The sequence below is a fragment of the Paraglaciecola sp. T6c genome, from assembly GCF_000014225.1.
Classification (GTDB): Bacteria; Pseudomonadota; Gammaproteobacteria; order Enterobacterales; family Alteromonadaceae; genus Paraglaciecola; species Paraglaciecola atlantica_A.
Genome location: NC_008228.1, coordinates 2,865,280 through 2,890,358, shown reverse-complemented (window position 1 = coordinate 2,890,358; position 25,079 = coordinate 2,865,280). Strand labels below are relative to the sequence as shown.

Here is a 25,079-nt window from a genome sequence, read left to right as displayed (position 1 = left end):
GTCTGCTTTTTTTATGACCAATCTTTTATTGTTCGGGCTCACCGTTAAAGTCGATGTTTTCAGCGTGTAGACCCTTAGGCCCTTGCTGCACATCATACTTAACTTCTTGCCCGGCTTTCAACGAGCGGTAACCTTCCATTTGGATAGTTGAGTAATGAGCAAAAATATCATCACCACCATCTTCTGGAACGATAAAACCAAACCCTTTTGCGTTGTTAAACCATTTTACTTTGCCAACAGCCATACTTCTGCTTCCTTTTAATCCCTTGAACTGACGCATATTTATCCCCACAATGAACCATGGGAAAGGCGAAAATGTTAAAATAACAGATGTCGCACTAGAAAATGTAGATTTTTTAACCTGTTTTTGTCAAGGGTAAATTGATAAATAAACGAATGTTAATAAAACTGCAAAATTTGCACTAAGGGCACTATTCTTCTTATTATGAGCAAAGACAACACAATAAACATAGAGCGTGAAAAGCAGCTAGACACGGTTAAGCAAAAGTTAGCGCCACCACCCATGTATAAAGTTTTGCTGAATAACGATGATTACACACCGATGGATTTCGTGATCGAAGTATTGGTTAGGTTTTTCAACTTGGACTCAGAAAAAGCCCATCAAATTATGTTGACCGTGCACTATCGAGGTCGAGCAGTATGCGGGGTTTACACCGCCGAGATTGCCGAAACAAAAGTAATGCAAGTCACCCAGTATGCCAAGAAGCATCAACACCCGTTGATGTGCACTATGGAACAGGTTTAGCGCAGTAAGAGGGTCTAAAAATGTTAAATAAAGAATTAGAACAAACGTTAAATGAAGCGTTTATCTTTGCTCGAGAGCATAGACACGAGTTCATGACAGTCGAGCACCTTCTGTTGGCTTTGCTTGACAATGGCTCTGCAACCGAAGCACTACAGGCGTGTGGTGCAAATGTCGATATTATCAAAAAAGAGTTAACCGATTTTGTAAAAGACACTACGCCACTATTACTTGAGGACGCAAATAACGAACGCGAGACTCAGCCCACTTTGGGTTTTCAGCGCGTATTGCAACGTGCGGTATTTCACGTTCAATCTTCGGGTAAAGAAGAAGTGACAGGAGCCAACGTTCTGGTTGCTATTTTTAGCGAGCAGGAATCGCAGGCAGTATATATTCTGAAAAAAGCCGATGTTACTCGCCTTGATGTGGTTAACTTTATCTCCCACGGCGTGTCCAAGAATGATGAAGAGACACCGCATTCTATTGAGCAGGACGAAGAGGGCGCAGGTCAAGAATCTGGTTCGTCTATGCTAGATCAGTATTCCACGAATCTAAATGAGCTCGCCAAAGAGGGAAAAATTGATCCTCTGATTGGGCGTGACTTTGAGGTGGAGCGCAGTATTCAAATACTCTGTCGTCGCCGAAAGAACAATCCTTTATTGGTCGGTGAAGCAGGGGTAGGTAAAACAGCGATTGCGGAAGGCTTAGCCTTTAGAATTGTTCACAATGATGTGCCTGACGTCATCGCTAACGCCGTAATTTACTCTCTGGACATGGGTACCCTCTTAGCGGGCACTAAATACCGTGGTGACTTCGAGAAGCGCCTTAAAGGGATATTGAAAGAGTTAGCTAAGGATCCCGATGCAATTTTGTTTATTGACGAAATTCACACCATCATTGGTGCGGGTGCAGCATCTGGCGGAGTCATGGATGCATCAAACCTATTAAAGCCCAAATTAAGTAGCGGAGAGCTGCGCTGTATGGGCTCGACCACGTATCAAGAGTACCAAGGTATTTTTGAGAAAGATCGTGCATTAGCACGTCGCTTCCAGAAAGTGGATGTTATCGAACCGTCAGTGGCTGATACCACAAAAATATTGATGGGCCTTAAGTCTCGCTATGAGGAGCATCACAGTGTGCGCTTCACGCAGAAAGCGATTCGCGCCGCGGCAGAGTTGTCAGCGAAATACATCAATGAACGCCACTTGCCAGATAAAGCAATTGACGTAATGGATGAGGCTGGGGCAAGTCAGCGCTTATTGCCGCCCTCGAAACGCAAGAAAACCATTGGTGTGACGGATATTGAGCACATCATTTCAAAAATTGCGCGTATCCCTGAAAAGTCTGTGTCATCCAGTGACAAAGAATCGCTGAAAAATCTTGATAGAGATTTAAAGTTGGTGGTGTTTGGTCAAGATCAAGCAATCGATACATTAACTGACGCTATCCGTTTGTCTCGAGCGGGCCTCGGTGCAGAAACCAAGCCGATTGGTAGCTTTTTGTTTGCTGGCCCAACGGGGGTTGGTAAAACGGAAATTACCCAACAGCTTTCAAATATTATGGGCGTTGAGTTATTACGCTTCGATATGTCTGAATACATGGAACGTCACGCAGTGAGCCGTTTAATTGGTGCGCCCCCAGGGTATGTAGGCTTTGATCAAGGCGGGTTACTGACGGATGCTGTGATTAAGCACCCTCATTCTGTAGTGCTGCTGGATGAAATTGAAAAAGCCCATTCAGACGTGTTTAACATCCTATTGCAGGTAATGGACCACGGAACACTGACAGACAACAATGGCCGTAAAGTGGACTTCCGCAATGTTATTTTGGTCATGACCACGAATGCTGGGGTACAAGAAACTATTCGTAAATCGATTGGTTTCAAGCAACAAGATCATAGCCATGATGCAATGTCTGAAATCAATAAAGTGTTTACCCCCGAGTTTAGGAACCGTTTAGACGCGATTGTGTGGTTCAATCACTTGGAGCAAGACGTGATATTGCAAGTCGTTGATAAGTTTATTATTGAGCTGCAAGTTCAGTTGGATAACCAAGGTGTATCTTTGGAAGTAACAAACGAAGCAAGGCAGTGGTTAGCGCAAGAAGGCTATGATAGAAACATGGGCGCGCGTCCTATGTCTCGTGTTATTCAACAGCAGGTCAAGAAAGAGCTTGCCAGTGAATTGCTGTTTGGTGAACTTAGCCAGGGTGGAAGCGTCAAGATTTCGTTGAAGAACAAGAAACTGGTTTTCACTTTCAAAGCGTTGAAAGAAGAGAAATCTGAAGCCTAGAGAGCTGAGCAGGTAAGTGTGAGGGCCAAACGGCCCTCACCACTAAATTACAGACATAGAAAAAGGCCCAATGTTTTAGCAACATTGGGCCTTTTCTTTTACTGTATTCTAACGAGCGCGGTAAATAATACGCCCTTTAGATAAATCATATGGCGTCATTTCACATGTTACTTTGTCGCCTGTTAAGATGCGGATATAGTTCTTACGCATCTTTCCTGAAATATGTGCAGTAACAACGTGACCGTTTTCTAATTCGACACGAAACATAGTATTTGGAAGGGTATCCAACACTGTACCTTCCATTTCAATACAATCTTCTTTCGCCATGTAGCTCTGTTACCTCTGTAAATAATAAGTCTCAAAAATGCCGCGCAGATTTTGCCCAATAACGACGGCCGTGTAAAGCTTTACCAGTCTTTTTTTGAAATTAGCTGCCATTTTTGCTCAATAAAGCGCTCGTGGGGCAAAAAATTGCGCTTATACTGCATCTTCTGACAGTTATCGATTTGATAGCCTAAATATAAATGTTGTTTGTTTAACCGCTTGGCTATCGAAATTTGCTGCAATACCGCGAACGTACCTAACGAGCGCTCAGCTAAAGAAGGTTCGAAAAACGTGTACACTGCTGAAAGTGCGTTTTCCAATGCGTCAGTTACAGCAATGCCGACCAATTCACCTGACAAGTGTAACTCAATGTAAAGTGGGTCTAACCAATCACCATGGGCAAAGCTTGCGTATTGCTCTGGCGTGGCAGGGTACATGCTGCCGTCTTGGTGCCGCGTATTGATGTATTTCTCATATAAGGAGTAATAGTGGGCTTTGTCTTGCTCACTGAGTACGACCGTTATATCGCTGTTACGTTTGAGGATACGCTTTTGGCCTTTGGATGGTGCGAAGTCAGCTACTGGCACGCGAATAGCCTGACAAGCAGTGCAGGCGCCACAATGGGGGCGGTAAACCTGAGCACCACTTCGGCGAAAACCAGCGGCCATTAGCATTTCATAATAGGTGTTGTGCTCTGTTTCCTCTGCGTACACGAGCAGTGTTTCCTGCTCATCAGGCAAGTAACTGCAAGGAAAACTCTGACTAATTCCAAATTTCATTATGGTTGCGTTAATTCTCTAGGAAGCCACAACGATTGATCCATTGGGTGTTTCACTGCTTCTTTGAGCCTGTTCAAAAACTCAGCCCTTGGCATTTCGATGCATCCTAGGCTAGCCAAATGATCATTCTGTAACTGACAATCAATAAACTCACAGCCGTTTAGGCGTAAAAGTTCCACTAAGTAAAACATAGCAAGCTTGGACGCATTCGTCGCATAGTGAAACATTGATTCACCGCAAAATACATTACCGGGGGTAACACCATATAAGCCGCCAACGAGTTCTTCATCATCCCATACTTCAATTGAGTGCGCGCCACCGCAGCGATGCAATTCTATGTAGGCATTGATCATGTCATCCGTGATCCAAGTTCCCGAAGATTGCCGTTTTACTTTGGCGCATGCATATATAACTTCATCAAAGCGCCGATTGACTGTGACGCGCAATGGTGTTTTTCGAATAAATTTCCTTAAGCTCTTCGACACGCTAAAATTATCTAAAGGCAAAATGCCTCGCGGGTCTGGTGACCACCATAAAATTGGTTCATTGGCACTGAACCAAGGAAATATACCTTGCTGATAAGCATGTAATAAGCGGTTTACCGACAAATCACCGCCAAAAGCGAGCAGGCCGGGAGGATCAGTTAACGCGTGAGCTGGCGGGGGGAAATGCAAGGATTTATCTAATTGAAACAGTTCAATCATACTGACTCAGTGAAGTAAAAGGCCTCATGTGAGGCCTTATCTGTAGAACGTTTATAGGGCGTCTAAGAATTTCTCAGCATCTAGTGCTGCCATACATCCTGTGCCAGCTGATGTAATGGCTTGGCGATATACATGGTCACTTACATCACCTGCAGCAAATACACCCTCAACACTGGTTTGTGTTGCATTACCGGCGGTGCCACTGTTCACTTTGATATACCCGTCTTTCATCTCCAATTGGCCTTCAAATATCCCCGTATTCGGTTGATGACCAATAGCAACAAACAGCCCCATTACATCTAGCTCTTTACTTTCATCAGAGGTGGTCGACTTGATGCGCACACCCGTGACGCCCATTTGGTCGCCAAGCACTTCATCAAGCGTGCTATTCAAGTGTAGGGTTACGTTGCCGTTCTCTGCTTTATCTAATAAGCGTTGAGATAGTATCTTTTCGCTTCTAAAGGTGTCACGTCTATGAATAACATGCACTTCTGATGCGATATTAGATAAATAAAGTGCTTCTTCAACGGCTGTGTTACCGCCGCCAATCACAGCAACTTTTTGGTTACGATAGAAGAAACCATCACAAGTAGCACAGGCCGAAACACCTTTACCCATAAATGCTGTTTCTGATTCCATTCCTAAATATTTTGCGGACGCCCCAGTGCAAATAATCAGTGAATCACAAGTGTAGGTACCTGCATCACCCACTAAGGTGAACGGGCGTTTTGTCAGATCTGTTTTATTGATGTGATCAAAAATGATTTCAGTATCGAATTTTTCAGCGTGCTGCTGCATACGAACCATTAAATCAGGACCTGTTAGCCCTTCAGCATCGCCGGGCCAGTTCTCTACTTCAGTTGTCGTGGTTAATTGCCCACCTTGCTGAATGCCAGTTAACAGTACAGGGTTTAAGTTTGCGCGCGCCGCATAAACAGCAGCCGAGTAACCCGCAGGACCCGAGCCTAAAATAAGTAATTTTACGTGTCTTGATTCAGACATGAATGTCTCCAAAGTAATTTTGTGGGCGATTTTATGCAATAGCGCCAATGAGGTAAAGCGGTTCTCTTTTTATTACGCATAGAAATGCGTCTATACAGGTAACTTTCAATCTTTATGATATGAAAAATTAACTATAAGTAATATTTCATTGTTATTTAGGCCGAACTAATCCTAAGGATAACTTTCTAAACAGTGATCTTTTCGCTAATATTCTGAGTAGCTCTGAAGTGGGCATGTAATTTTATTAAGTAGGTTATCATGGCACAAACCGTATTTACTTTATTTAAAGATGGCCAGCAATATATGCAAACTTGGCCAATTAAAAAGGAACTGTATCCACTGTTTCCTGAATGTCGGGTTATTTCCGCCACTAAATTCGCCATTAAAACCATGCCACCTTTGGCAGTACTAACTGTCGCATCTGCTTATTCAATTACTGGGGTAGAGACCTTGCCTAATGCTGTGGCCATGGGTATTTTCTTTTTATCTATCCCCGTACAAGGACTGTTGTGGTTAGGCCATCGGGCTAATCAATGGCTTCCCCCTATGACCTCGAGTTGGTATCGCGATATCCATCAAAAGATGCTACAGCAAGGTTGTAAAGTTGGGGGGGCTAAATCTCGTCCGAAATACAAAGAGCTTGCTGTTTTACTCAAAACTGCATTTGACGATCTCGATAAGGCCTTTACTCAGCGCTGGTTCTAATCGTTTTTTGTTTCTGCGCAAATCAACACGCTATGACACTGGCGGCAAATATACTGTTGCTGCTGCCGTTTAACTTTGTTGTGCCGTCTTATGCTGAGCTGAACTTCACCACATGCGCATCGATAGAGAAATCGCTTTCCGCTCACTTTAGTCACATCCATTTGATGGTAGGTATGGCCTGTTAACCCAAATATTTGTTGCATTATCCCTCGCCACTCTTTGCCGTGTGGCTTCACTCGCCCATAGAGGTTAAATACCACTAAATGTGCGACTTCATGGGGCACTACCTCGTTGATGAATGTAGTGTAATTGTCTGTCAAAAGAACCGGATTAAAACGCAACTCGTTCGATTGCAAGCGTGCACAACCGGCTATTCTACCTCTTTGGTTAAAGTGTATCTTAGGCATAGCTAGGTTGCTTTGCAGTTGCGTATTTGCTTGCTCCATGCAAATACGCACGCGTTCTACAACATTGCTTTGCATGTCTATCTGATTAAGTGAGGTAGTGGGGATGGAAGCCGTGTTCATTATCGGGCGCTTAGTGTGCACTTATGAAGTAGAATGGTTTGAGGAATAATTAGCAGGCCAATGTATTATTCAATAAAAATAACACATTGACGCGGCTAAAAGATTTACTAAATATCGCAGGTTAGGCAAAAAGCGTAAACGCCCCGAGGATCATTAAGTTTTGCTACATTATCGAAATCGGCTGTTACTTTGTTGATCAGGCTCATTAGCTTACTGTCACTTTGAGCAAACTGGGTCCTCGCTAACACAACAGAGGCATTTGAGAATAACTCTTTCCAAAATAACTCACTGCTATTTAAAGAGCGCTCTACATAGGTGACGTCATACTCTGATAAATTAGCGCGGGCTGCCGCCGCAGAGACTGCGTCATCAATATAGCCGAGGTGGTCGACCAAGTTTAATTTCAAAGCGGTCTCACCAATCCACACACGACCTTGCGCTATGTTGTCCACCGATTCCTTGCTCATGTGACGTTCCTCAGCCACCAAAGATATAAATTGATCGTAGCCATGCTCAATACTGCGCTGCAATACTTGACCCATTTTCGGGTCAATACCGCGAGTAATCCCCATGCCTGCGAAGTCAGTTGTGCCCACACCATCGGTATGCACTCCAAGGTAATCCAGTGTGTTTTCAAAACTAACGAACATACCGAATATACCGATTGAGCCGGTTATCGTACTCGGTGCAGCCCAAATCTCATCGGCACTGGCTGAAATCCAATAGCCACCTGATGCAGCATAGGTACTCATGAGTGCAACTACTGGTTTACCCGCTGCCTTGAGGTTTTCAATTTCTTGTCGAATGATCTCAGAAGCAAATGCGCTACCCCCAGGTGAATCCACATATAAAACTACCGATTTTATACTGTCGTCTAAACGCGCTTTGCGTAGTAATTCTGCGGTGCTATCACCCCCAACGGTACCGGGTTTTTGCTCGCCGTTTAAAATCGTTCCTTTGGCAACCACGACGCCGACTTTATCAATACCTGTATTTAAATGGGGAAGGGGTGGGTTAACAATGTGTAAGTAATGTTTAAAGGTGATATTGGTATAACCGAGTTTGGCGTCTTCATCTTTGCCCACGACCGACACAAGCTCTTGCAGTACTTGTTCTCGTGTTTTTAAACCGTCTACCCAGCCGTTGTCTAAGGCATACTGGGCGAAATCGCCATTTGCGTCTTCAAACTTAACCATAAACTCATCAACTTTTTCGTCGAAGTTATCGGTAGACAGCCCTCTGGCTTCAGCAACGCTGTTTTTGTATTGTGACCACATACCGTTTAACCATGCCTTGTTGGCTTCTTTAGCGGGTTGTGACATGTCGTCGCGAAGCAGGGGTTCAACCGCTGACTTGTAAGTACCGACTTTGAATACGTGAGTGGTTGCTTTGATTTTCTCTAGGGCTGATTTGTAATACATGCCGAAACGACCATACCCTTCAAATAACATCCATCCCATGGGGTTCATGTAAACGTGGTCAGCATGACTGGCAATGTAATATTGCTCTTGAGTGTAGTAGTCACCGATGGCGTAAACGGGTTTTTCACTGAGTTTAAAATCGTCTATTGCTTGTGCAACCTGTTCAAGCTTGTCAAGACCTGCGCCGCTGAGTTCGTGCAAGTCGAGTACGAGTGCTTTAATTCGTCTGTCTTGCTTAGCGTTATCCAAGGTGAGCAATATATCTTGTAACAAAACCTCAGGTTTTTCGTTTGCTTGACCCAGTGCTTCTTGCATAAACGCTTCGAAAGGGTCAATGGCGTGCTTCTGAATAACGATGTCACCCTTGATATTCAGCACTAGTGCTGAATCTTGTTTCACACCTATTTGCCCGTTGTCCCTAAAAAATAACGAGATTATGCCTATGGCAATAACGAGAAAGATAAGATTAAAGAATAACTTACGGCTAAAATTGAGTACTAACCAGATGCCGCCAAATAGCGCCTTGGTCCAACTTTTATCGGTTGACATATAAAATTTGGTTCACTTACATAAAAACAATAATGCATCCTAACGAAAATCTTTACTCGTTAGAATCTACAAGTGTAAATTAATGTAACTTTTGCTGATTTTTACTGCAGAGATATTACCGTTAGCGACATTTTAACGAATTTTACATTTTTCATTTACGCTTGAATCTGTGAAAAAAATCGTATAATCATTAGGTAGGCGCATCTGCCAATCAACCATTGGAGACGAATGATGTCAATACACCATAAAATTAACTACATCGAAATTCCTGTCAAAGATATACGTATCACAAAGGCTTTTTTCACTGCGGTATTTGGTTGGGAGTTTACTGACTATGGTCAAGAATACACGTCCTTCACCGGTGCAGGCATTGACGGTGGTATGTTTAGTGCGCAGAAATGTGTATCAACCGACAATGGTAGTGTTTTAGTTGTACTTTATAGCGAAGATTTAGCAGCGACTCAGGCCGAAATCAAAGCGCATGGAGGAAAGATAGTACAAGATGTATTTAGTTTTCCTGGCGGGCATCGCTTTCATTTCTGCGACCCTTGCGGTAATGAGTATGCGGTGTGGAGTGACAAGTAGTGCCTTAGAAGGAGCCAGTCATTGGCTCCTTTGCACAGAACTAGCTGCGTACCGCTTATCCTTGAAACCCTTCATCGGGTAATAAACTCTTACCTGACGCCGCATCTCGTGCTAACACGTCGCATCGTTCGTTCATGGGGTGCCCCGAATGGCCTTTTACCCAATGCCATTTGACGTCATGTCGACCAACTTGCTCATCCAAGCGTTTCCATAAATCAACGTTCTTAACCGGTTTTTTATCTGATGTACGCCAACCATTCTTGCGCCAATTCTTTATCCATTGATTGATGCCGTTTTTTACATATTGACTGTCGGTGGTTAAATCAACTTTACACGTCTCTGTTAGGCTAGCTAATGCTTCAATCGTGGCCAGCAGCTCCATTCGATTATTCGTGGTGTGAACAAAGCCCTGGCTTAATTCCTTACTGTGCTGATTGAATAATAGCACCGCGCCATAACCACCTGGCCCTGGATTACCCAGGCAAGAACCGTCAGTATAAATTTCTATGTGTTTCATTTCACTTATCAATCATTTAAAATTTTTCGCAGTATAATGTAATCAACACTTAACGTCAGCCCGAAACAAATAGAGAAAACATGAGACAAATCGTACTTGATACAGAAACGACCGGTATCGATCCTAGGCAAGGTCATAGAATCATTGAAATAGGCTGTGTGGAGTTATTAAATCGCCGCTTAACAGGTAACACGTTTCATGTGTACGTTAATCCCCAAAGACTCATTGAACAAGAAGCGATAGAGGTTCACGGTATTACTAACGAGTATCTGTTAGACAAACCGCTTTTTGCAGATGTTGCTGCTGATTTTGTAAAGTTCATCAGTGGCGCTCAGCTCGTTATTCATAATGCGCCGTTTGATGTGGGCTTTATGGATCACGAGTTTGCTCGTGTTGCTGCGATGGCGGGCAAAAAAACCAGTGATATGTGTACCGTGTTAGATACACTCGAAATGGCGCGGCAAATTCACCCGGGTCAGAAAAACAATCTAGATGCTTTGTGTAAACGCTACGGTATAGACAACTCCCATCGAGAATTGCACGGCGCATTATTGGATTCCGAGATACTCGCTGACGTTTATCTAATGATGACTGGCGGGCAAACGGATCTTAATTTGTCTGGTAAGTCGAACTCCGATGGCGGCAGTCAGGTTGAACGTATTCGCAGGCTTGATCCTCAGTTAAATCAGTTAAAGGTTTTACGCGCCACAGCCGATGAATTAGTAGAGCACGAGAAGCGTTTAGATCTGGTTAATAAAGAAGGCGGTTCTTGTTTGTGGCGTGAATAAGCGCCAATTTTCAACACATTTGGGATGCTATGTTAAAATGTCTGTTATTTGGTGCGCTTATATTACCTGCTTTTGTTAGCGCACAAACGCCTCAAGCAGAACAGGCCCCATCCAATCCGCTTACGTCATTAGGTAATGACTTTCAAAACAGTATTGAGCTTCTACAAAACCGTTTTCGAATTGATTTCGAAGTGGATGAAATTACCATGGTCTTTTTTCGCGAATACGGCAGTTTACCTGTTGTATTAGTAAAGCCCGATGGCAGTAAAATCTATCAGTCTCAAGCTGATGGCGAAGATATTTTTTGGTTCGATACTGCAACCTATGACATGGTCAGTATTAAAAAACCGATGCCAGGCCCTTGGCAAGCGATAGGCGAAATTGAGCCGGGTAGCCGAGTGATGGTGATTAGTGAGCTATCGCTTCATGCACAGCCGTTACCCAGTGTTATCTTCTCTGGCGAGATTCTCAAGCAAACCGCTTATCTCACCAATGGTGGCGAGCCCATCAATTACACCGAGTTTAGAGACGTCGTTACGCTCAACATGCAATTTTTCAGCACAAACAATCCAGACAGTAATAATTTTGGTGCTGACTCGCAAACTATTGCAACATTTGAAGACAATGGCCAGGGGATGGACGAAATTCCGCTGGATGGCACATTCACTGGACAGTTTAATTTGTCAGTGGCTGCTGGTGAGTGGATCCCTACTTTTATGGTAAGCACGCCAATGTTCTCACGAGAGCAAGTGGGCGAGCCGGTGATGCTATATCCCAATCCCATTCATATTACGGTTGAGCAAAATGGCGGGGGAGGTGGATACCACAAGCTGATGGTCGATGCAGACCGGGAACATATCGATATGTCATCCCTGTTGATTGACGGTAAAGTCAAATTTCCAAATGGCGATATTCAAAACTTTTCCATTACTGACGAGTCACCGGATATACGTGAGTACCTGATCGTCAATTATGAATATGGTGTTTATCGCGTGAAGTTAACTGCATTTGGTAAGACCATAGATGGCCGTGATCTTATTCTGGATGTGCCCGAATTTAGTTTCTTAACAGAAGAGCCTTTTGTAGAGCCTGTGATAGATGAAACGGCAACAGGGGAAGGCACTCAAGTCACTGATGAACAAGGTCAGCCATTGATGGCACAACCTCAGCTCGACGCTGAGCCCGAAATGGAAACATCGACCTTGATCATGTTGATAGTCGGTATCAATGTATTTCTATTAATTGTGGGGGGGGCGCTAATTTGGTTTGTTACCAGAGAAAAACCGCTCACGGTTAGCGAGGTTTTAAACCAGAACACAGAACAAAGTGACGCGAGCGAGAGTAAACCAGGATGGTTTGCACGGCTTAAATTGCGCTTTGCACGTAAAAAAGACGATGCACAAGGGGAAAGTGAGAAAGCCGATAAGAAGCAAAAGGAAGCCTCGAAGAAAGATAGCCCTAAGAAAAAAGCCTAATGTTGAATGCATTTTGGTCAAATTGCTCACTGCGTAGGCAAACAAACGAAAATATTGAAATTAAGCGATAAAATCCAGAAAAAGCAGTTGACTCGATACGGGGTTAACCGTATTATCTGCGCCGCGGTTGAGGGGAAGGTCCTAGATTAACTTCTTAACTCGTTGAAAGTATTAAAGAAACTGGAGCGGTAGTTCAGTTGGTTAGAATACCGGCCTGTCACGCCGGGGGTCGCGAGTTCGAGTCTCGTCCGTTCCGCCAATTTCTTTTAATATTTTCGGTTTTGAAACAGCGGAGCGGTAGTTCAGTTGGTTAGAATACCGGCCTGTCACGCCGGGGGTCGCGAGTTCGAGTCTCGTCCGTTCCGCCAATTTCAAAACAACAAAAATTATATGGGGAGCGGTAGTTCAGTTGGTTAGAATACCGGCCTGTCACGCCGGGGGTCGCGAGTTCGAGTCTCGTCCGTTCCGCCATTAATTTTTCTTCTTTTTTTATCCCAGTTTTATTCTACGTTATCTTCGCCGATTCTTGGCAAATATTTGAAACAACTTATCTTGTGTGATGCTTAGCTATGTGGCTGAAATTCATGTCATTATCCTATGCTTAAGGTAAACTGCTTGTTCTGAATTTTACCGTGTTGATGTTATATTTTTGCACGAACGATTGACGAATAGGTGGGTTAGTTTGATCTTACTGATGTTTTATATTGTTTTGGCTTTGGGAGTATCTTTTATATGCTCAATTGCAGAAGCCGTGATATTGAGTGTGTCCTCTGCTTATATATCTGTGCTTGAGAAGCAAAAACACAAAAGTGGAGAACTCCTACGCCAGCAAGTTCAAAATATCAATAACCCTCTGGCAGCAATTCTTACTTTGAACACAGTGGCCCACACCATGGGGGCTGCGGGGGCTGGAGCCCAAGCGGTTGCCGTCTTTGGCGAAGTGTACATGGGCGTTATCTCTGCTATTTTAACCTTGTTCATTCTGGTCTTTTCAGAAATCATCCCAAAAACAATGGGCGCCACCTACTGGCGAAAGTTAGCCCCTGCCACAGCGTATTTTCTTAAGTACCTAATCTTGTGCCTCTACCCGTTTGTACTGCTGGCGAACAAGCTGACGGCGGGGTTTAGCGATGACTCGCCCTTAAAAGGACTGAGTAAAGCCGAATTGGCGGTGTTAACGGATGAATCCTATCAAGAAGGGCAAATAGCAAAGCAAGAGGCGAATATATTACAGAACTTGTTGGCCCTTGATGAACTCAAAATAAAAAGTGCCATGACCCATCGTACGGTTATTTTTTCTGTTCCTGAAAACATGACGGTCGAAGCGTTTTATCATAAACATGGAACAATTGAATTTTCCCGTATTCCGATTTATGAGCAATCAGAACCAGAGAAAATAACGGGTTACGTATTAAAAAAAGACATTTTGTTAGCCATGATCCGTAAAAATGAAAAGAACCCACTGAGCGTATATCGCAAGGACATGGTCACGCTGTTAAGCAGTATGCCACTGTCAGCAGCTTTGCATCCATTACATACTAGGCGCGCTAATATGCTATTAGTGGTGGACGAATATGGTGGCTTAGAGGGTATTTTGACCGACGAAGATTTGACTGAATCTTTACTCGGGGTGGAAATCGTCGATGAAAACGATAAAAACGTGAGTATGAAAAAATTAGCGAGGTTAATGTGGCGTCGCCGTGAACGCGCGGCTTTGCATAAAACATCACAAACAAAATCATAAACGACAGCTAAAGACTGACATCAAAGGTAAGAACGAATATATGCATGAACTGCTGAAATGTGACCATTTATCTAAACAGTATGACGATGGTAAAGAAAGTGTTCAGATACTAAATAATGTAAATCTAAGCGTGAATACATCTGAACAGCTCGCCATTATTGGCAGTTCAGGCTCAGGAAAAAGTACTTTATTACACTTACTTGGGGCATTGGATCAGCCCACATCGGGCACCGTACTTTTTGAACAACACGATATCTTTTCCTTCACAAGTGCCGAACAGGCGAAATTTCGTAATCAATCACTCGGCTTTGTCTATCAAGCCCATCATTTATTACCTGAATTTAGTGCGCTGGAAAATGTGGCTATGCCTCGCTTGATTGCCAATGAAAAACGCGAAGAAGCGATGCATCATGCACAGAATATGCTTGAAAAGGTCGGTTTAGCCCACCGCTTAACACACAGGCCAAGTATGTTATCTGGCGGAGAGCGACAACGCGTGGCGATCGCCAGAGCATTGGTTAATCAGCCAAAATTAGTGTTGGCCGACGAGCCAACGGGTAACTTGGACACCAAAACCGGTGAAGGGATCTATCAGTTGTTGAATGAATTGCGTGACATCAGCCAAACAAGTTTTATCGTGGTCACCCATGATATTCAGTTAGCGAAACGCCTCGACCGTTCTCTGCGTTTAGTCAATGGGCAACTTAGCCCACAACTCGATTAAAAGTAGAAATTAGATGAATTTGATTTTTCAATTGGCGTGGCGATTTCGCAGCAGTAAGCAGCAAAATGGCTACATTTCGTTTATTTCTGCTTCGTCAACATTTGGCATAGCCTTAGGCTGTTTCGTACTGATTTTGTTGCTATCTGTTATGAATGGCTTTGAACGAGAACTTAAAGACCGACTTTTATCAATCATTCCACATGGTGAACTATATGCCGTCAGTAGTCAGGGTATTTCCGATTGGCAAAAAGAAGTAACAGCCTTACAGTCAGACCCGCGCATTGAGTCTGTTCAGCCCTACACAAAGGCCACGGGCATGTTGCAGAAAGGCAAAAAAATGAAAGCCATTGAGTTAGTGGGCATCGATACTAAGTACGCAGAAAATGACGGCATGCTTAGCAGTGTACCAGCCGAGCAATGGCAGGCGTTTAGCGCCAATCAGCAGGGCGTAATGCTGGGGGCTGGAGCGATGGCTAAACTGGGTATTTTGTTAGGCGATAAAGTGAAACTGCTGCTACCTCAGTTAAGTGATGACTTGTCCATTCGGGCTCCTAAAACACTTTGGTTAACCGTGGTCGGTGAAGTTAAAATTGGCGGTGAGTTAGATAATCACATTGGCTATATGCATTTGCCATTGGCCTCAGAAACCCTAGGGGTCACTCATGGCGTGCAAGGTTTGCGTTTTCGCTATCACGACCCATTCGCCGCCCCCATGATTACCCGTGAGATCGGTTACGGTTTCCCCCATGAAGTCTTCATGTCTGATTGGACTCGGACCCAAGGTCACTTATACCAAGATATTCAATTGGTGCGTGTGGTGGTGTATATCACGTTGATACTTGTGATAGGTGTGGCGTGTTTTAATATTGTGTCGACGTTAGTGATGGCGGTAAACGAGAAGCAATCTGAAATTGCCATGCTCAAAACAATGGGTACAACCGACCGCAGTATTATTCTGATTTTTATGCTCCAGGGCCTCATAAATGGCCTAATAGGCACTGTAATTGGTTTGGTTTGCGGCGTTTTAATGGCGTTAAATTTATCTTCGGTCGCCCAAGGTATTGAACGTCTAACAGGTTTTCAGTTTTTATCCGGAGATATTTACTTTATCAACTTCTTACCGTCTGCCTTGAAATGGCATGAGGTCTATATTACCGGCTTCATCGCTATCGCATTGACCTTGCTGGCAACGCTTTATCCTGCGCGCAAGGCAGCTAGGGTTAACCCCGCCACTGTTTTGGGGCATTAGAAGGGTAGATAGCTTAACCTTAAAACTCAACCATAAAAAAGGCAGTGCGTTTTTAATGCACTGCCTTTTATCATTCTATGGCTCGCATTGTTAGCGGCCGCTCATGATGAGCAACGGCTAACTCGCTTTTGGCGAATGCAATGTTTCTTCCTCTTTACCTGCGTCAGGATCCTTGTATCTGTCAATATCAAATTCTCCCTCACTTTTGGCGACGATGCAGGCCACCATACAGTCACCTGTCACGTTAACCGAGGTGCGTGTCATATCGAGTAGACGATCAACGCCGATAATTAAAGCAATGCCTTCAACCGGCAAATTGACTTGTTGTAGCACCATGGCCAGCATGATCAAACCAACACCAGGCACACCCGCTGTACCAACGGATGCTAGTGTTGCGGTCACTATCACCATCATGTAATCGCCTAGGGATAAATCGATACCATAAACCTGTGCGATGAACACCGTCGCCACGCCTTGCATAATCGCGGTGCCATCCATGTTTATTGTCGCGCCAAGAGGAATGGTGAAAGATGCAACAGAAGGCTTAACGCCAAGTTTGTTGGTTGCCGTTTCTAGCGTAACCGGTAAGGTCGCGCCGCTGCTTGAGGTACTAAAAGCGAAAATGGCTGCGTCACGCATCTTTCGCAGTAAGATGATTGGACTGAGTCCACTTAAAAGCTTCAAAATAATGGGGTATGACACAAACGCATGCACCATTAGTACGAACATCACTAGCAAGAAGTATTTAAGCAAACCGGCAATGGTATCAAAACCGATGGTGGCGAAAAGTTTGGCCATTAAAACAAATACGCCATATGGCGCTAGGTTCATTAATATAGTGACCAGTTTCATCACTACTTCGCTAAGATCTTCAAACATAGACGTTAAACGTTTACCTGCTTCACCCGCCATCGACATAGCCACGCCGAATAACACCGAAAACACGATGATTTGTAGCATATTACCTTCGGCCATCGCGCTGACTGGGTTTGAAGGCATCATATTGATAATGACTTGACCAAGACTCGGGGCCTCTTTTGCTTGATAGGCAGCGTCCGTGGTCATGCTAATCGATTCACCTGGGGAGACCAAAAGTGCAAAACCAACCGCTAGAGAAATGGCAATGGCGGTTGTGCCGATATAAAGCAGAATAGACTTGCCGCCTAAACGCCCTAGTTTACTGGGATCCGACAAACTTGCGGTACCGCAAACCAATGAAACAAACACCAAGGGCACGACAAGCATTTTGAGGCTGGCGATAAAAATTTGCCCGACAACATTAAATATACCATCGACTAAAAGTCCATACGTAGAAACCTCTAACCCAAATACACTAAACGAAAAATCTCCGCTATCATCAAACAGTTGCTGGAGAAGGCCACCGATAACGATACCGGCCAGCATGCCGAAAAATATTCTGGCTGTTAAACTGAATTTTTCGGGGTTGGAGGGGAGGGATTGGCTCATGATTTTCCTGAATTTATTATTATTGCCCATAGGTTAGCAAGTTTGCCCAATAAGCTGAACAATTAAAATGTTCATATGTGTGACACACCGCATTGGTTAACTGTTAAAAACAAAGGACTATTTGTATGTATCAACGCACAAGATTGCTTTTAAGCAGCTTTATATTGTTTACTTTATTTGCCTGTGGGGGAGGCGGCTCTGATTCAATCACCAGGGGCGAGACACCTAACTCAGGTGATAACCCAAGCGACACCACTACCTATTCAATTGCCCTAACCTTAACAGATTCAAACCAGCAAACTGCTTCGCAACTAAGTGCGTCTACCCCGCTAACGCTAACTGCTCGGGTAACCGACAATACAGGGGCTATCGCGACAGATAAGCTTGTCACCTTTACCTTCAGCCCAGAAGGCTTAGCTGATTTTAATAATGACTCAGGTACTGCTTCAACCGGCACAACAGGTGAGGCCAGCATAACCTTATTGGTGGGGGGGAGCTCAGGCTCTGGAGAGGTTATAGCAACCCTCACTGGCGGAGAGTCAGCTAGCACAACCTTTACCTCACAAGGCACTACACAAGTGAATGAGCAGCCCAGCTCGCTCGACTTATTTGCAGGTGCAGTACAATTGCCTTCAAGCGGCACCGACAGCATAGCGCTAATCGCACTGCTTAAAAATGCGCAAAACGTTTTGATGGAAGGAGTTGATGTGGTGTTCTCAGCTGATGCTGACGCGGCGTTACTGATTACGCAGGGCACAACAGGCAATGATGGCCAAGCAACGGCGTCATTGACGACGCAAAATAACCGTCAGAATCGTGATATTCAAGTGACAGCCACAAGCGGCACATTGAGCCAGACTTTATTGATATCTGTTATAGGCACCACGGTGAATATTGATGGTCCAAGTTCAGTCATATTGAACGACCCCGTTGATTTAACCATTAGCTTACTTGACTCAGATGGCAATGGTATAGCCAATCAGCAGGTTAACTTATCGGCTGCTAACGGGCTGTTAAGCACCACCACACCGACGACAGGCACCAATGGTCAAGTCACTGTTACTTATACGGGCAATACATCTGGAGTTGAAACGATTTCGGCCAGTGCCCTAAACGATGAGAGTGAATTCACCTTGGCGGTTCAAGCGGATAACTTTAGTTTCACCAGTGTACCTACTGAAGAAGTTAACCTGAACGACGCTCAGTCCCTTGGGTTAACGTGGTTATCAAACAACATTGCGGTATCGGGTGCTCAAGTAACGTTGACCACCTCAAGAGGGGCCATAGCCACGCGCACTAAAAATACTGATAGTGATGGCTTAGTGAGTTTCTCTATCTCATCTGATAATGCGGGGTTTGCAACGGTTTCAGCGACGGGCACGGACAGTGGCGGCAATCAAGTGACGGCGCGCACTCAAATAGAATTCGCTGCGACGGTAGCGGATAACATCATAGTGGATGCCACACCTGACTCTATCGGCCCCACAGGTGAAATTAGTACCATTAGCGCAGTGGTGCGCGATGCTCGAGGCAATTTGGTCAAAGGCAAAACCATTAACTTTTTACTGGATGATGTGAGCGGTGGGCAAATTTCACCGAATCAAGCCACAACAGATAGAAGCGGCATTGCGAAAACGGTGTATACCTCAAATGCATTAAGCACATTTGAAGGGGTGAAGGTGTACGGCACAGTAGATGATACCCAAAGCGTGTCGGCCTTCACTTTGCTAACGGTGGGTGACAAGCCGTTCGATATCGTCTTTGGTACGGGCAATACCATTCAATCGCCCACTGAATCATCTTACACAAAAGAGTTCTCAGCATTTGTAACCGACCCTGATTCTAACCCGGTGGAAAATGCCAACATTACCTTTTCAGCGCCGCCAAAGCCTTTCAAACAAGGGGGAACGTACGAGAAAGGATTCTGGATGTTTAATACCACTACTAACATCTGGAATAAAAATGTTACGGCGGTGTGTGATAACGAAGATGTTAACGGAAATGGTATTCTTGACGAAGGTGAAGATATAAACGGTGATGAACAATTAACACCTGGCAACGTTGTAGCAGTTCAATCTCAGGGGACGACGGATGAAAATGGCCAGGTAGTATTTACCCTTAGTTATCCAAAAGCGTTTGGAGCATGGACAACCGTATCCATTACCGCTAACGGTGAATCTCAAGGCAGCGAGTCATCTGAGCAACATGATTATGGTTTAGGCGTAGCAGCGGACGATTTAACAGACTCAGCGTCAGCACCTCCCGCAAATCCTTATGGTGAGTCAGCCAACTGCAACGACATTTTATAAACAGAACATTTCAAACTAGAAAGCCCTATATCACAACCGTGATATAGGGCTTTTTTTATGCTCTCTTTAATGGATTTAAACAACCTAAACAGCTTTAAATCCCCAAAAAATAAGACAACGCTTTAGACTTTTTGGAACGGATAAACCGACCCGAGTTTCAATAACTGGGTGAGTTCGTCAAGGGCTGTACGAGACTCATTGAGCAAGGCGACATCACGCAAATCATCTACCGATAAACGGTCACGGTAATGTTTATCAACCCAATTATTTAAGCGTTCGAACTGGGCATCATTCATCATAGTGCTTTGATTTACTGCGGCCAATTCAGTCTCGTTCATGGCTACGCGTAACCTCAGACAGGCAGGCCCACCGCCGTTTCGCATGCTTTGTTTTACATCGTAGTAGCGAATGTGTTTTATCGGCGTATTTAGGCTAACCAGCTCATTTAGATAAGCTGAAACCGCAGGATTCTCTTCGCAATCGGTAGGGGCTATGATCGCCATCTCGCCGTTCGCCAGTGTCACCAGTTGGGTATTAAACAAGTAGCTTTTTATGGCATCTTGTAAACTTACTTGCTCTGTTATTACCTTGATAAAGTGTAAATCGCCCGCACCGTATTTTTGCTTGATTTCAGCGAATGCTTTATCCGTATCTAGGAAAGCCTGCTCGTGATAGAAGAGCACATTTTGGTTCCCCACAGAAATCACGTCATTATGGAAAACACCTTGGTCGATTAAATCTGGGTTTTGCTGAATAAACACGACGTTGTCGTCACTTAGTCCATGTAAGCGGGCAACGGCTTGACTGGCTTCAAATGTTTGACGAGCAGGGAATTTTACCGGTGCTGGTTTGCTTTTATCAAAGGCATAACGCCCATATACGAATAACTCGACACCCCTTTCGCCGTACTCACGACACAAGCGCGTATGGTTTGCTGCGCCCTCATCACCAAAATGCTCATTGTCGGGCAAATGATTGTGGTGACTGAAATACTGCTGATTAGCAAATGTGGCTTTGAGAATATTGCCAGTGACTTGGGGCTCCAAAGAGCGGTGATATTTATTGGTCAGATTCGCAGGAGTAAAATGGACCTTACCATCGGCGGTATCCGCACTAGGGGAAACCGTAGCGGCGTTGGCTGTCCACATGCTAGATGCTGAACAACAGGCTTGAAATATAGCGGGGGCTTGCTTAGCAGCTTGCTGCAAAACATTGGCGTCAGAGCCGGAAAAGCCTAAACGACGTAACGCATCCACGTCAGGACGCGCCTGAGGAGCCAACACGCCCTGAATCATGCCAAGGTCAGCTAGGGCTTTCATTTTCTTCAAGCCCTGCTTAGCGGCTTGTTTAGGGCTACTCTGTGCACTCGCATTATTTAGCGAGGCAACGTTACCGTATGATAAACCAGCATAGTTGTGGGTTGGTCCAACGAGTCCATCAAAATTCACTTCAAACTGCTTCATTCTATCCTCATGTGCGCATCAGTATTCGCTAAACTAAAAGCGAAAAAGTTGACCTTGAAAATGACCATTCCATCTTCATCTAGGTGTGTCATGGTCGGCATTATACTGGTTTTAAAGTCGCTGCCAATCGAGGTGATTAAATTATGAACAGTGAATCGTGCTTACGTATGACGATTATCGGATAAGTATGAAGAAGAACTTGTTTTCTATTCACTTTGTCGATATATGTTAAAAAGCATTTTATAGAGGTGAACGAACAATTCTTCTACGGTTCATCTAAAAACCCTAATAAATACAAAGGTTAAGACTAATTATATGGCAAAGTCTCTGGTCATTGTCGAATCACCGGCAAAGGCGAAAACAATTAATAAATATCTCGGAAAAGATTTTATTGTTAAATCTAGTGTAGGCCACGTTCGAGACCTTCCAACGAAAGCTTTAGGCAAAGTTCCGCCTAAAAAACCGGCAAAAGAGCTAAAATTATTATCGGAAAAAAAGCGTGAATCGTATTTACGCGAGCATGAATATCGCAAATTAGTTGATCGTATGGGCGTCGATCCGAAAAACGATTGGGAAGCCCATTACGAGGTCCTTAACGGTAAAGAAAAAGTCGTTAACGAACTTAAAAAGTTAGCCAAAAATGCTGACACTATCTATCTCGCAACGGATTTGGATAGAGAAGGGGAAGCCATCGCTTGGCATCTACAAGAATTGATCGATGATCCCTCAAAAGATTATCAGCGTGTGGTGTTTAACGAAATCACCAAAAACGCCATTCAAGAAGCCTTCTCTGAACCTGGGAAAGTCAACGTTGAGCGGGTTAATGCACAGCAAGCTCGTCGATTCCTCGATCGTATTGTGGGCTTCATGGTGTCGCCATTATTATGGAAAAAGGTCGCTCGAGGCTTATCCGCTGGTCGTGTTCAATCTGTTGCTGTACGTCTTGTCGTTGAGCGTGAACGTGAAATTAAGGCCTTTGTACCCGAAGAGTTTTGGGACGTGCACGCGGACCTAGTCACGGCAAAACAAAGTGACCTGCGTATGCAAGTTGCTAAATACAATGACAAAGCATTTAAGCCGGTCAATAAAGCGCAAACAGATGCGGCCTTATCCGATTTAGAAGGGGCTGATTACAAGGTTGTGAGTCGTGATTCAAAACCGACTCAATCTCGTCCATCAGCACCTTTTATAACCTCAACTTTGCAACAAGCCGCCAGCACGCGCTTAGGCTTTGGTGTAAAGAAGACCATGATGATGGCTCAACGCTTGTATGAAGCGGGTCACATCACGTATATGCGTACCGACTCAACCAATTTAAGCAAAGAAGCGGTCGATGCCTGTCGTGATTATATCGGTGATAATTTTGGTGATAAATACTTACCAGAAAATGCCCTGAAGTACGGTAGCAAAGAAGGTGCTCAAGAAGCCCACGAGGCTATCCGCCCGTCAAATGTGCTGCTTAAATCAGAGTCTTTATCTGAAATGGAACGTGACGCGCAACGCTTATACGAGCTTATTTGGCGTCAGTTTGTTGCTTGTCAAATGACACCTGCAAAATACGATGCGAGCACCATTCGCGTATCAGCTAATGGTTATGAGTTGACCGCAAAAGGTCGCGTGTTGAAGTTCGACGGTTGGACTAAAGTACAAAACCCTCAGCGTAAGAAAGGCGAAGAAGACTTCTTGTTGCCGGATGTAAAAGAAGGCGAAAGTCTTAATCTTAAACAACTTGATCCGAAGCAGCATTTTACTAAACCTGTGGCTCGTTTTAATGAAGCATCCTTGGTAAAAGAACTGGAAAAACGCGGTATTGGTCGCCCATCAACCTACGCTAGTATCATTTCTACCATCCAAGATCGCGGTTATGTGCGCCTTGAGAGTAAGCGTTTCTATGCTGAAAAAATGGGTGAAATAGTCAACGATCGCTTGCTGGAGAATTTTGATAATCTGCTGAGTTTTGATTTCACCGCCAAGATGGAACAAGAGCTAGATGAAATTGCCAACGGCAAAGTCTCGTGGAAAGACGTACTCAACGATTTTTACGGTGATTTCGAACAGAAGTTGCACCTAGCGGAAAAAGATCCCGAAGACGGCGGTATGCGCTTAAACCAAGCGGTACCAACAGATATTGCCTGCCCCAAATGTGGTCGCCCAATGAACGTGCGTACCGCCAGTACCGGTGTGTTTTTAGGTTGCTCTGGTTATAACTTACCACCGAAAGAGCGCTGCACCGGCACCATGAACCTCACCTCTGGTGACGAAGTTATCAAGGTAGATGACGAAGAAGAGCTTGAGACTGAGTTACTGAGAGCGAAACGACGTTGTCCGATTTGTGCTACCGCCATGGATAGCTACTTGGTGGATGAAACTCGTAAACTGCATGTGTGTGGTAATACGCCTACGTGCCCCGGTATCGAAGTTGAAGAAGGCACGTTCAAAATAAAAGGTTATGACGGCCCCATTATCGAGTGCGACAAATGTGGTTCAAACATGGAGCTTAAAAACGGCCGCTTCGGAAAGTACTTTGGTTGTACTAACGAAGAATGTAAGAACACCCGTAAGTTACTGCGAAACGGTGAAGCTGCGCCGCCTAAAGAAGACCCAGTGGATTTGCCTGAATTAGAGTGTACTAAATCAGATGCGCATTTTGTATTGCGTGATGGTGCCTCGGGTATTTTCATGGCAGCGCATAATTTCCCTAAATCACGGGAAACTCGTGCGCCGCTTGTGGCTGAATTAGCGCGCTTTAGGGATCGCATTTCACCTAAGTTTTATTACTTGGCAGATGCGCCGGCTAAAGATCCTGACGGTAACGACACGCTCGTGCGCTACAGTCGTAAAACCAAGCAACAATATGTTATGAGTGAAAACGAAGAGGGCAAAGCCACTGGTTGGTCCGCTTGGTACACAGATAACAAATGGACGGTAGAAGATAAGCGTAAAAAAGCAAAATAGCGCTTTTGAAACCCAGTCCTCATTACTTATAATAAAGTATTGATTACCCATAATAAAAAGCCGGTAACTTATCCTTGCCGGCTTTATGCATTCTACAAAACCAATAGGCACGAGTATGGCATTGTCACTCCAAGAACAACTTTTACAAGCAGGCCTCGCTGACAAGAAAAAAGCGAAGCAAGTGCGCCAGCAAAAACACAAACAAGCAAAAGAGAAAAAGAATCACAATGTTCAACAAACCAACGAAAGTAAAATTGCCGCTGAAAAAGCCGCCGAGCAAAAGAAAACCCGTGATAGAGAGTTGAACCAAAAGGCCAAAGCTGAAGCAGAGAAAAAAGCGGTTCAAGCACAAATTGTGCAGATGATTAACGTCAACAAACAATCGCGTAAAGTGGGCGATATTGCATGTAACTTCAGTGATAATAATGTAATAAAGCGTATTTATGTTGATAAAAACATCCATACCCAAATTACGCAAGGCCAGCTTGCGATCGTTAAACTCAATGACGTGTATGAACTTATTCCTATGCCGGTGGCAGATAAAATTGCTGAACGAGATGAAAGTTACGTACTGTATCGCGCCGATATTCTGCCAGAAGAAAAAGCCAAGAACAGTGAAGATGAAGACTGGTACGCCGACTACGAAATTCCAGATGATTTGAGTTGGTAACTGGGGGAATGCCAAATAGTGCTATCTGTGGATAGCGCTTTTTGATGAATGTGTGGCATGTTTGCGCC

The 25,079-nt window shown here is 44.3% G+C and carries 22 protein-coding genes and 3 tRNA genes; 15 read left to right on the top strand and 10 right to left on the bottom strand.

Translation table 11 applies throughout. The features are described 5' to 3' along the window. Window positions 1–25: 25 nt before the first annotated feature. Window positions 26–244 (bottom strand): cold shock domain-containing protein CspD, encoded by a 219-nt coding sequence (gene cspD, locus PATL_RS12130; RefSeq protein ID WP_006990872.1) that lies wholly within the window; start codon window positions 242–244, stop codon window positions 26–28. Between the two features lie 201 nt (window positions 245–445). Between cspD and clpS the strand changes: the two genes are divergently transcribed. Continuing rightward, a complete protein-coding gene (clpS, locus tag PATL_RS12125; RefSeq protein WP_006990871.1) occupies window positions 446–766 on the top strand; it encodes an ATP-dependent Clp protease adapter ClpS in 321 nt (106 codons plus the stop codon). Between the two features lie 20 nt (window positions 767–786). Next, window positions 787–3,054 (top strand): ATP-dependent Clp protease ATP-binding subunit ClpA, encoded by a 2,268-nt coding sequence (gene clpA, locus PATL_RS12120; RefSeq protein ID WP_011575169.1) that lies wholly within the window; start codon window positions 787–789, stop codon window positions 3,052–3,054. Window positions 3,055–3,162: 108 nt separating this feature from the next. Here clpA and infA read toward each other — a convergent pair whose 3' ends face one another. From infA to trxB, 4 genes are all read right to left on the bottom strand, one after another. After that, window positions 3,163–3,381, bottom strand: coding sequence for a translation initiation factor IF-1 (infA, locus tag PATL_RS12115; RefSeq protein WP_006990869.1), 219 nt, complete (start codon window positions 3,379–3,381; stop codon window positions 3,163–3,165). An 80-nt stretch (window positions 3,382–3,461) separates the two neighbouring features. Further along, entirely contained in the window at window positions 3,462–4,157 is a 696-nt protein-coding gene (locus PATL_RS12110) for an arginyltransferase (protein ID WP_011575168.1), read from the bottom strand. Beyond that, window positions 4,157–4,861, bottom strand: a complete 705-nt coding sequence (gene aat / locus PATL_RS12105) for a leucyl/phenylalanyl-tRNA--protein transferase (RefSeq protein WP_011575167.1) — start codon at window positions 4,859–4,861, stop codon at window positions 4,157–4,159. The genes PATL_RS12110 and aat overlap by 1 nt, the downstream gene beginning before the upstream one ends. A gap of 51 nt (window positions 4,862–4,912) precedes the next feature. Next, on the bottom strand, window positions 4,913–5,863 hold the full coding sequence (gene trxB, locus PATL_RS12100) for a thioredoxin-disulfide reductase (RefSeq protein ID WP_006990866.1): 951 nt from the start codon (window positions 5,861–5,863) through the stop codon (window positions 4,913–4,915). A 258-nt stretch (window positions 5,864–6,121) separates the two neighbouring features. Between trxB and yfbV the strand changes: the two genes are divergently transcribed. Beyond that, window positions 6,122–6,568 (top strand): terminus macrodomain insulation protein YfbV, encoded by a 447-nt coding sequence (yfbV, locus tag PATL_RS12095; RefSeq protein ID WP_011575166.1) that lies wholly within the window; start codon window positions 6,122–6,124, stop codon window positions 6,566–6,568. Here the strand turns inward: yfbV and PATL_RS12090 are convergent. Together PATL_RS12090 and sppA are read right to left on the bottom strand one after the other, a co-directional pair. Beyond that, window positions 6,565–7,095 carry a SprT family zinc-dependent metalloprotease gene (locus PATL_RS12090; RefSeq protein ID WP_011575165.1) on the bottom strand — a complete coding sequence of 177 codons (531 nt, stop codon included), beginning with the start codon at window positions 7,093–7,095 and terminating at the stop codon, window positions 6,565–6,567. The two genes, yfbV and PATL_RS12090, sit on opposite strands and share 4 nt — an antisense overlap. A gap of 107 nt (window positions 7,096–7,202) precedes the next feature. Next, window positions 7,203–9,065 (bottom strand): signal peptide peptidase SppA, encoded by a 1,863-nt coding sequence (sppA, locus tag PATL_RS12085; protein ID WP_011575164.1) that lies wholly within the window; start codon window positions 9,063–9,065, stop codon window positions 7,203–7,205. A 231-nt stretch (window positions 9,066–9,296) separates the two neighbouring features. Here sppA and PATL_RS12080 point away from each other — a divergent pair, with 231 nt between their 5' ends. Continuing rightward, window positions 9,297–9,650: a VOC family protein gene (locus PATL_RS12080; RefSeq protein WP_041713773.1), complete on the top strand. Its 354-nt coding sequence runs from the start codon at window positions 9,297–9,299 to the stop codon at window positions 9,648–9,650. Window positions 9,651–9,705: 55 nt separating this feature from the next. Here the strand turns inward: PATL_RS12080 and rnhA are convergent, their stop codons facing one another. Beyond that, entirely contained in the window at window positions 9,706–10,167 is a 462-nt protein-coding gene (rnhA, locus tag PATL_RS12075; RefSeq protein WP_011575162.1) for a ribonuclease HI, read from the bottom strand. 80 nt (window positions 10,168–10,247) lie between these two features. Between rnhA and dnaQ the strand changes: the two genes are divergently transcribed. The 8 genes from dnaQ to lolE all read left to right on the top strand — a co-directional run bounded on the left by dnaQ (window position 10,248) and on the right by lolE (window position 16,147). Further along, complete coding sequence (dnaQ, locus tag PATL_RS12070) at window positions 10,248–10,955, top strand: DNA polymerase III subunit epsilon (RefSeq protein ID WP_011575161.1); 708 nt, start codon at window positions 10,248–10,250, stop codon at window positions 10,953–10,955. A 29-nt stretch (window positions 10,956–10,984) separates the two neighbouring features. Further along, window positions 10,985–12,430, top strand: a complete 1,446-nt coding sequence (locus PATL_RS12065) for a TIGR03503 family protein (protein ID WP_011575160.1) — start codon at window positions 10,985–10,987, stop codon at window positions 12,428–12,430. A 182-nt stretch (window positions 12,431–12,612) separates the two neighbouring features. Next, a tRNA-Asp gene (locus PATL_RS12060) sits at window positions 12,613–12,689 on the top strand. Between the two features lie 32 nt (window positions 12,690–12,721). Further along, window positions 12,722–12,798: transfer RNA gene (locus tag PATL_RS12055), tRNA-Asp, on the top strand. 26 nt (window positions 12,799–12,824) lie between these two features. Then, window positions 12,825–12,901 (top strand) — tRNA-Asp (locus PATL_RS12050). Window positions 12,902–13,112: 211 nt separating this feature from the next. Beyond that, the gene (locus PATL_RS12045) at window positions 13,113–14,174 is read left to right on the top strand and encodes a CNNM domain-containing protein (protein ID WP_041713771.1); all 1,062 of its coding nucleotides are present in this window, start codon (window positions 13,113–13,115) and stop codon (window positions 14,172–14,174) included. 40 nt (window positions 14,175–14,214) lie between these two features. Further along, a complete protein-coding gene (gene lolD, locus PATL_RS12040; protein WP_011575158.1) occupies window positions 14,215–14,898 on the top strand; it encodes a lipoprotein-releasing ABC transporter ATP-binding protein LolD in 684 nt (227 codons plus the stop codon). Between the two features lie 13 nt (window positions 14,899–14,911). After that, window positions 14,912–16,147 (top strand): lipoprotein-releasing ABC transporter permease subunit LolE, encoded by a 1,236-nt coding sequence (gene lolE / locus PATL_RS12035; protein WP_011575157.1) that lies wholly within the window; start codon window positions 14,912–14,914, stop codon window positions 16,145–16,147. A gap of 117 nt (window positions 16,148–16,264) precedes the next feature. Here the strand turns inward: lolE and PATL_RS12030 are convergent, their stop codons facing one another. After that, window positions 16,265–17,614: a dicarboxylate/amino acid:cation symporter gene (locus PATL_RS12030; protein WP_011575156.1), complete on the bottom strand. Its 1,350-nt coding sequence runs from the start codon at window positions 17,612–17,614 to the stop codon at window positions 16,265–16,267. A 125-nt stretch (window positions 17,615–17,739) separates the two neighbouring features. On the opposite strand from PATL_RS12030, the gene PATL_RS12025 reads away from it, so the two are divergent. Continuing rightward, entirely contained in the window at window positions 17,740–19,923 is a 2,184-nt protein-coding gene (locus PATL_RS12025; RefSeq protein ID WP_011575155.1) for an Ig-like domain-containing protein, read from the top strand. 122 nt (window positions 19,924–20,045) lie between these two features. Here the strand turns inward: PATL_RS12025 and astB are convergent, their stop codons facing one another. Beyond that, window positions 20,046–21,386 (bottom strand): N-succinylarginine dihydrolase, encoded by a 1,341-nt coding sequence (astB, locus tag PATL_RS12020; protein WP_011575154.1) that lies wholly within the window; start codon window positions 21,384–21,386, stop codon window positions 20,046–20,048. Between the two features lie 315 nt (window positions 21,387–21,701). On the opposite strand from astB, the gene topA reads away from it, so the two are divergent. Both topA and PATL_RS12010 read left to right on the top strand, forming a co-directional pair. Continuing rightward, the gene (gene topA, locus PATL_RS12015) at window positions 21,702–24,341 is read left to right on the top strand and encodes a type I DNA topoisomerase (RefSeq protein WP_011575153.1); all 2,640 of its coding nucleotides are present in this window, start codon (window positions 21,702–21,704) and stop codon (window positions 24,339–24,341) included. 115 nt (window positions 24,342–24,456) lie between these two features. After that, complete coding sequence (locus tag PATL_RS12010) at window positions 24,457–25,011, top strand: DUF2058 domain-containing protein (protein WP_041713768.1); 555 nt, start codon at window positions 24,457–24,459, stop codon at window positions 25,009–25,011. Window positions 25,012–25,079: the final 68 nt, after the last annotated feature.